Origin of the sequence: Arachidicoccus sp. (assembly GCF_050436765.1) — a bacterium.
In the GTDB taxonomy this organism is placed as follows: domain Bacteria; phylum Bacteroidota; class Bacteroidia; order Chitinophagales; family Chitinophagaceae; genus Arachidicoccus.
The window spans coordinates 1-8,347 of record NZ_JBNQGD010000111.1; the positions used below are offsets into that span (position 1 = coordinate 1).

An 8,347-nucleotide genomic window follows, 5' to 3' on the forward strand; every position below is an offset into this window, starting at 1 on the left:
ATTGGGGAGGAAGTGAAGAACTTTGGTTTGAAATGGCCAAATACGCCCTTCAACAAAATAACCAAGTTTATCACCTAGCTTACAAAGTCGGTGATGAACACCCTAAAATAACAGAGTTAAAATCACTTGGATTAGATCAGTACCAAAGACCGTCTTATCAGAAGCAAAATACTTTTTTTATCGATTACATGTTTTCGAAAATATTATTCTTTATAAAAAAAAGAACCAATCAGTCTTTAAAAAAAATATTTAAGCAACACCCGGATATTGTTTTGTATAATGGAACTTGTTATTCCATTGCTGAAGAAAAAAAATTGATTCAAAAAGTCAAACAATCAAAATGTAAGTTTTTTATACTGGGGCATCTAAACAACGAAACATCGTCAGGACTTACCGCAGAAAAGGTGCAAATAGTAAAAGATGCTTATACCATAGCAGAGAAAGTTTTTTTCGTATCCAAGAAATCAAAAAAAATAGCGGAGAATCATCTAGGTATAAAAATAAATAATGCTATTATCGTTTCAAACCCAGTAAACTTGAACGACATTTCACCTCTACCATTCCCGGAAAACGAAGTGACACAAATGGCTATGGTAGCCAACCTTACCATTGCGCATAAGGGACATGATATTGTATTAAACATCTTACAACAACCTAAGTGGCAAGAAAGAAATTGGCATTTAAATATTTATGGTTCAGGAATTGATGAACTATTTTTAAGGACTTTTGTACAAAAGCAAGGCTTAGAACAGCGCGTTACTTTCCATGGGAAGGTCAATGATATAAGAAAAGTGTGGTCTGTCAACCAATTACTTTTGATGCCTTCTCGTATGGAAGGGATGCCTTTAGCTTTGATGGAAGCGATGCTTTGTGCAAGAGTCGCTTTAGTAACCGATGTTGGGGGTAATGCAGAATGTATAAAGCATAACATAAATGGCTTTGTTGCTAAAACTTCTACCATTAAAGATTTTGAGAAGGTAATGGAATTAGCCTTCTCAGAGAAAAAGGACTGGGAAAATATAGGATTATTAGCTCACGAATATGCCAAACAAAAGTACAACCCAAATCCAGGAGAAACTTTATGGCATTTAATTACAGAGAATTAAAATGAAATAATGAAAAAACTATTATTCATATTTGGAACACGACCCGAAGCCATCAAAATGGCTCCTATTATTCATGCTGCGAAAAAACTTCCCAAAACTTTTGAAATAAAAATCTGTCTAACCGGCCAACATAAAGAAATGTTGCAACAGGTAATGCAATTCTTTAAATTGCAAGAAGATTTTGATATCTCGTTAATGAAACCCAATCAAACCCTTTTTGATATAACAGCGGAAGCATTGACCGGGATTCAGAAAGTACTGGAAAAATTTACACCTGACCTCATCTTAGTCCAAGGCGACACAACAACAGCCTTTGTCGGCGCATTGGCGGCTTATTACAAAAAAATAAAAATTGCCCACGTAGAGGCAGGCTTGAGAAGTTTCGATAAATATGCGCCATTCCCTGAAGAAATAAACAGAAAGATGGTAGCTTCTCTTGCCGATATTCATTTTGCACCAACTATTAAAGCGGCTCAAAATTTACAGTCAGAAAACATTCAGGAGAATATCTTTGTTACAGGTAATACTGTAATCGACGCTTTGCTCTGGGCCAAAGAAAAAACGTTCCATGAACCAGAATATGCAAACGACTTTAATTATCTCAATTTAAATAAAAAAATAATTTTAGTTACAGGTCATCGGAGAGAGAGTTTCGGAAAACCATTTGAAGAAATTTGTGAGGCTCTTTATGATTTAAGTATCTCATTTCCGGACGTTCAAATAGTATATCCTGTCCATCTAAATCCCAACGTACAGGAAGTTGTAAAACGGCATTTAAGCAATCGCAAAAATGTATTCTTAGTCAGCCCAATGGATTACCCGCATTTGGTTTGGCTTATGAACCACAGCTATATAGTATTGACTGACTCGGGAGGCATCCAAGAAGAAGCTCCTTCGTTAGGCAAACCCGTTTTGGTAATGCGCGAAGTTACGGAACGAACAGAGGGGATCGAAGCTGGAACTGCAATATTAGTAGGCACTTCAAAAGAGAAAATAAAGACAGAAGTCACGCAAATGTTGCAAGACGAACAGCATTATCAAAAAATGTCTCGTGCCGTTAACCCATATGGCACCGGAGATAGTGCAGAAAAAATTATTCGTATTTTGCAAGAATATTTATAATGACAAGCCCAGTAATCTCTATCATATTACCTACTTACAACGGAGAACGTTATATACGCACTTCTATCGAAAGCTGTTTGAATCAGTCTTTTCAAGATTTTGAATTAATAATAGTCAATGATTGTTCTACTGACAGCACTAAGAATATTATCGAAGAGTATGCCGCAAATGATAAAAGAGGTCGTATCAAAATTATCAACAATCCTTATAATAAAAAGCTACCGCTTTCTTTAAATGCCGGTTTTGAACAGGCAATCGGCAAATATTATACTTGGACGTCAGATGATAATTATTATGCACCAAATGCACTGCAAACATTACTTGATACAATTGAAGCAGACGATACAATTGATTTAGTCTATACTGATTATACTTTAATTGATAATAATGGGATTATTATTGGGCAGCGAACCTTTCATGATATTTATGACAGTTTTCATCGTTGGAAAGGGTGTGGCGCGTGTTTTTTGTATAAAGCAATAGTTCATAGCGCATTAAATGGTTATAATCCTTGTGCATTTTTGATTGAAGATTACGATTTCTTTGTGCGAGCCTTTTTACAATTTCAATTCAAGTATATTCAAAATTACGAACTCTATTATTATAGGGAACACGCAGCTTCTCTTACAGGTACACAAAGCGATTGGGTAAATGATCTTTCTAAAATTTTCATTGAGCGACAACTACCTTCCTTAATAAAAAAACTTCCGAAAAAGGAAGGGGCATTACTTTATAGAAAGTTTGCAGTATACTTTTCTGTTTATAAGAACAATAAAAGAAAGAGTAATTTTTATCTCGAAAAATTATACAAAATTTCAAAAATTGATGCTTGGAAAGCTGTAATTTATATACCCATTATAAAATTGGCTCATTCGTTTACTGTCGGGTTCAGTGGGCTAAAAACGCTATTCCTGCTATCTTTGAAAAAATAAATATTCTTCCGCCCATTTAAAACTAGAAAAGTTGACCATTTCAGAAATATTTGAAAAATTTCATACCATTAAAGTTGCTATTGTTGGTGACATTATGCTAGACACCTATTGTTGGGGTAATGTGGAGCGTATCTCACCGGAAGCTCCGGTACCTATTGTCGCAGTAGACAGACAGGAACATCGCATTGGTGGCGCGGGAAATGTGGCCCTTAATCTTTGCGCGTTGGGTGCAACGCCTTATGTATTTTCCATTACTGGCGGTGACTCGGAAGCAACAACGCTCATCGAATTGATGAATATTAAAAATATTCAAACGGAAAATATCATTAAGGTTCCAAAAAGGCAGACGACCAATAAAACGCGGGTAATGGCCCGCAATCAACAAATAATGCGTTTAGATAGCGAATGCTGTGAAGACATTCCCGCGGAATATGAGGCTCTTTTATTAGAGAGACTATTAACTTTTCTGCAAAAAGAGAAGCCGGAATTGCTTATTTTAGAAGATTACAACAAGGGAGTGCTTACTCCAAATTTAATAAAATCCGTTATTACAATCGCAAAAGAAAATAATGTAATCGTCTCAGTAGATCCCAAAAAGAAAAACTTCTTTGCCTATCAAAATGTAGATATTTTTAAACCCAATTTAAAAGAAATTCTAGAAGCCTTGAATGTTCACTTAGACAAGGTCGACAAAGAAAGTTTGTCGATGTTACATCAATCGTTAAGTGAAAAACTACATCATCGTTTTTCACTAATTACGCTTTCGGAGAAAGGGCTATTTTTTCAAGAAACAGATGACACCCCAACCATTTTGCCGGCCAAAATACGCAATATAGCTGATGTCAGTGGTGCAGGTGATACAGTAATTGCTGTATTATCTCTGGCATTCATCGTCACAAAAAATCTATTAATTGCGGCGGAGATGGCAAACATTGCTGGGGGCTTGGTATGTGAACAAGTAGGCACAGTGGCCATTGACAAACAACACCTTTTAGAAGAATGTGAGTCATTATTAATAATCTAGTCGTAGAAATTTGGATTTGAATATATGTATGATTTGAATGCTAAAACTGACTATCTTTGCGCTTTGCAATATATTTGCCCTATTGCATTCGGGAGTGTTTTTTAATAATTAAAATACTTCTTACTTAACAAAAATCATTTGCTACCAGATGGCGATATTTGATATAAAATTTCCAAAGCGAATTGCTCAGGCATTACGTTTATCAAATGGAGACGTACAAAAACAGCAGCGACGCGTTTTAAAAAAATTACTGACCAAGGCGCGGTTTACCGAATTTGGCCAAAAATACCACTTCGATAATATTCTAATGCAGGAAAACCTCGTTCAGGCTTATCAAAAGAATGTCCCCATTTACAATTACAATTCCATTTATAAAGAATGGTGGCACAAAACCCTAGAGGGGAAAGCAGATATTTGCTGGCCGGGAAAAATAAAGTATTACGCGCTCAGTAGTGGCACTAGCGAAGCTGCAAGCAAATACCTTCCTATCACCAATGATCTATTGCAAGGTAATAAAACTATCATGATAAAGCAACTGCTTAGTTTACGCAACTATACAGATGTAAATGTCCGTTCTATAGGTAGGGGTTGGTTAATGCTTGGTGGCAGTACTGATTTAGAAAAGGGGCCAGGTTATTATGCGGGGGATTTAAGCGGGATTAGCGTAAAAAAATCACCCTTTTGGTTTCAACCTTTTTATAAGCCTACAAAGAAAATTTCCAAAGAAAAAGATTGGAATAAGAAACTAGAGGAAATTGTTGCACATGCAAAAGATTGGGATATTGCTTTTATAGTAGGTGTCCCAGCATGGGTGCAAATGTGCATGGAAATGGTAATAGAACGATATCAACTAAAAAACATACATGAAATATGGCCCAATCTTTCTTATTTCGTGCACGGCGGTGTAAGCTTGGAACCCTATAGACTTGGCTTTAAAAAATTATTAGGCAAACCCATTGTCTATATTGAAACGTATTTGGCTAGTGAAGGCTTTATTGCCTATCAAAGTCGGCCAAATGCACAAGGCGGGATGAAGTTAGTGGTGAGCGACCACATATTTTTTGAGTTTGTGCCTTTTGATAATGAAAATTTTTTGCCCGATGGCGAATTGGTCGATAATCCTCAAACTATATTAGTGTCAGATGTTCAGGAAGGAAAAGATTATGCATTATTGATTAGCACACCAGCTGGCGCTTGGCGCTATCTTTTGGGAGATACTATAAAATTTACCGATAAAAAGAAGTTTGAAGTAATTATATCAGGAAGAACCAAACACTTTCTGAGTCTGGTTGGCGAACATTTAAGTGTCGATAATATGAACCGGGCTTTGCAATTAGCGTCCCAAGAAATGGACATCAGTATACCGGAATTTACCGTTGCCGGAGTTCCTTATGGGACTTTCTTCGCACATAAATGGTATGTAGCCTGTGATTATCCTATTGATGAAAAGAAATTAATTACGCTTATAGACGAAAATATCAAAAAACTAAATGACGATTACGCTGTCGAGCGAAAAAGCGCTTTGAAGGATGTGAGCATCAAAGTGCTACCAGAAGAGGCCTTTCTAAAATTCTTAGCTTCTAAAGGGAAAATGGGAGCCCAACATAAATTTCCAAGGGTTCTAAAAGGTGAAATACTAGAAGCCTGGAACAAATTTCTTATAGAAAAAGAATACTAATCTTCTTTTTCTAATTTATATTTGTTTTCAACACATTATTTTATACTTTTAAAGTATAAGTATAATGTACGCACTGTTTATTACTTATTTTTAATAAACAGTTTATAAAGAAATTTTATTGTCAAAATAATAATAAAAATTACCGGGTAAAATATGGAGACGTGTTTTCCGGGAAATAAAAAATGTTATTCTCTCCAATAATAAAGGGCATTGCGATAGGATTAATGTTGAGCGTCTCGGTGGGCCCGGTAATCTTTGCTATCATTAAGCAAAGTATCAATAATGGCCACAGGGGGGGTATGGCATTTATAATAGGGGTTTCCGTATCTGATATTATTTTAGTCTCATTATGTAATTTCTTTACTCAATTGTTTAGTTCTACAGGTACTCTTGAAAAAATAATCGGATTTGGCGGTAGTTTTTTTTTAATAGGGTTAGGATTGTATAACTTGTTCCTGAAAAAATCGGTTACTAAACAAGATGAAGTTGTAATAAAGGTAAAACTGAGTAAACGAGGAATGGTCTCTATTTTTTTCTCAGGCTTTTTGATGAACACTTTAAACCCCGCCGTAATTCTGTTTTGGATAGCCACGTCAGCCAGTATAATGGTAAGTGCCAAAACTTTCCCACACGAAATACAATATCGCGTTTTGGTATTTCTTACTTGTTTGATATTTAATTTGTCAGTAGACATTTCTAAAGTTTTCTTAGCTGGTAAAATTCGTAATCGCCTTACTCCTCATAATATTCATATTATCAATCGTATATCCGGTGTTATTTTTATTATATTTGGTTGTGTATTATTATATGGTATTTATACAGGACACGTTTTAAACCACTAATTAAAATGTGTTCGAAGCAATACTTAAAATAAATTCAATGGATGAGGTTTTTTCATTTTTACATCTAGCTTTTATTGCTTTTATTACACTTTTCCCACCGGTAAATCCGGTTGGTACCGCATTTATCATTGATCCTTTGCTAAGTGGGCTAGACCGGAGAGGGCGTGTAATCGCTGCTAGGAAGGTAGCTTTTTATGGCCTGTGCATTAGCATTGTTTCCGTATTAGCCGGCAGTTGGATATTGAAACTTTTTGGTCTTTCCTTACCGGTAGTTCAAGTGGCAGGTGGTTTAATAATCTGCAATATGGGCTGGCAACTTCTAGGATCCAAAAGTGGCAATGAGCCTTCACCCGAACGTACAACTCGCCCAGAAGACAATCTTAAGGAAACAGAGAATTTATTATTCTATCCCATCACCTTTCCAATGACAACCGGTGCAGGCACCATCTCTGTATTACTTACCCTTAGCGCATCAAGTGCATCTATCAACACAAAGCAATACCTTTTAAACACAGGATCATTAATCGTAGGCGTGTTATTTATGACAGTCCTCATATACATTTGTGTGGCCAATACCCATTTATTGACAAAACGCATCGGTCAACGTGGTCAACAAGTGGTCAACAGAATTAGTGCCTTTTTGGTTTTATGTGTGGGTTTACAGATCGTTTGGGAAGGCGTTGAACAACTTCTTTCTGGAAGATAATATGTAGCTTTGGGAGCTAAACGGACATTACCTAAAATGCCGCTTTTGATTCAAAGCGGCACTTTTTATTATTTGAGAAGAGATATTTACTTTTCGGTAGGATTTTTCTTACCGGCTAACAATTTCTCCAAAGTAGAAGTCAATCTTTTCTGTTTTGTATCGGCTCTTTTAGCGCCTTCAATCCAAGTAACAAACTCCTTTTGATTAGAAGAAGGCAAAGAAGCGAAGAATTCTTTTGCTTTTTTATGTTTTATAAACAGTGTATCCAATTCAACAGGGATAATGGAGAGTTTCTTATCGAAACTTTTAGCCCGGGATTTTGATAAGGCATCTTCAGTCGCTAAATCGCATTCTGCATTATCTAGGCTAGCACACTTCTTAAAGTTGATAGCACACCATACATTATCCAAAATCACTTCTTCTCCACTTTCAAAATTACTTTTATTCAATATTTCCCAACTACAGGCCCTGTTAAGATCACTAACTATTTTACTGGATGATTTTGGATAAGCAATCCACAATTTACTATTGACATGAAGCGCCGGAAAGACATCTCTCAAAATAAAGCACAGCTGATTGTGGTTAATAGCGAAAATAAGCGCAAAGTCAATTTTCTTATTTTTCAACAACGGAGTGACATTTTTACTGAAAGAAAGCTTTACAAACTGTTTCTCAATGGAAGACGGTAAGCCTTGAATCAAAACATTTTTTTCGGTGCCGTACTGAAGTTTCTCTAAGAGGTCTAGATTGGACATTCCTTAAATTTATTTTAAGGTTAACAAAAGAATTACGTGCAAAAGTACATTATTTCAGGCAATTTTTCGGACTCCGAAAATAATAATTACAATCGTTAGTACTGTATTAACTTTTATTTAGGTGTTTTTACGGATCAACGCAAAAACTTGTGGAAAGGGCATAATATTTTTACATTTGCGGC

Annotated in this window: 8 protein-coding genes; 7 read left to right on the forward strand and 1 reads right to left on the reverse strand. The window is 35.8% G+C overall.

Annotated features, from left to right (window positions below):
* From ACQR30_RS04515 to ACQR30_RS04545, 7 genes are all read left to right on the forward strand, one after another.
* A partial coding sequence (locus ACQR30_RS04515) for a glycosyltransferase (RefSeq protein ID WP_429731871.1) occupies positions 1 to 1,106 on the forward strand: 1,106 nt, incomplete at its 5' end.
* 9 nt (positions 1,107 to 1,115) lie between these two features.
* A complete protein-coding gene (gene wecB, locus ACQR30_RS04520; protein ID WP_429731874.1) occupies positions 1,116 to 2,228 on the forward strand; it encodes a non-hydrolyzing UDP-N-acetylglucosamine 2-epimerase in 1,113 nt (370 codons plus the stop codon).
* Complete coding sequence (locus ACQR30_RS04525; protein WP_429731877.1) at positions 2,228 to 3,160, forward strand: glycosyltransferase family 2 protein; 933 nt, start codon at positions 2,228 to 2,230, stop codon at positions 3,158 to 3,160. Before wecB ends, ACQR30_RS04525 begins: the two co-directional genes overlap by 1 nt.
* Before the next feature lie 31 nt (positions 3,161 to 3,191).
* On the forward strand, positions 3,192 to 4,184 hold the full coding sequence (locus tag ACQR30_RS04530; RefSeq protein WP_429731880.1) for a bifunctional heptose 7-phosphate kinase/heptose 1-phosphate adenyltransferase: 993 nt from the start codon (positions 3,192 to 3,194) through the stop codon (positions 4,182 to 4,184).
* 148 nt (positions 4,185 to 4,332) lie between these two features.
* Positions 4,333 to 5,862, forward strand: a complete 1,530-nt coding sequence (locus ACQR30_RS04535; RefSeq protein ID WP_429731882.1) for a GH3 family domain-containing protein — start codon at positions 4,333 to 4,335, stop codon at positions 5,860 to 5,862.
* A 182-nt stretch (positions 5,863 to 6,044) separates the two neighbouring features.
* Complete coding sequence (locus ACQR30_RS04540; RefSeq protein WP_429731885.1) at positions 6,045 to 6,704, forward strand: LysE family translocator; 660 nt, start codon at positions 6,045 to 6,047, stop codon at positions 6,702 to 6,704.
* A gap of 37 nt (positions 6,705 to 6,741) precedes the next feature.
* Complete coding sequence (locus ACQR30_RS04545; protein ID WP_429731888.1) at positions 6,742 to 7,410, forward strand: MarC family protein; 669 nt, start codon at positions 6,742 to 6,744, stop codon at positions 7,408 to 7,410.
* Between the two features lie 86 nt (positions 7,411 to 7,496).
* Here the strand turns inward: ACQR30_RS04545 and ACQR30_RS04550 are convergent, their stop codons facing one another.
* On the reverse strand, positions 7,497 to 8,165 hold the full coding sequence (locus ACQR30_RS04550; protein ID WP_429731891.1) for a YdeI/OmpD-associated family protein: 669 nt from the start codon (positions 8,163 to 8,165) through the stop codon (positions 7,497 to 7,499).
* Between the last annotated feature and the right edge of the window lie 182 nt (positions 8,166 to 8,347).

What these genes read in the sequence shown, in the direction of transcription:
- ACQR30_RS04535 (WP_429731882.1), top strand. Translation starts at nt 4,333, where the DNA reads ATGGCGATATTTGATATAAAATTTCCAAAGCGAATTGCTCAGGCATTA.
- ACQR30_RS04550 (WP_429731891.1), bottom strand. Translation starts at nt 8,165, where the DNA reads ATGTCCAATCTAGACCTCTTAGAGAAACTTCAGTACGGCACCGAAAAA.
- ACQR30_RS04545 (WP_429731888.1), top strand. Translation starts at nt 6,742, where the DNA reads ATGGATGAGGTTTTTTCATTTTTACATCTAGCTTTTATTGCTTTTATT.
- ACQR30_RS04525 (WP_429731877.1), top strand. Translation starts at nt 2,228, where the DNA reads ATGACAAGCCCAGTAATCTCTATCATATTACCTACTTACAACGGAGAA.
- ACQR30_RS04540 (WP_429731885.1), top strand. Translation starts at nt 6,045, where the DNA reads ATGTTATTCTCTCCAATAATAAAGGGCATTGCGATAGGATTAATGTTG.
- wecB (WP_429731874.1), top strand. Translation starts at nt 1,116, where the DNA reads ATGAAAAAACTATTATTCATATTTGGAACACGACCCGAAGCCATCAAA.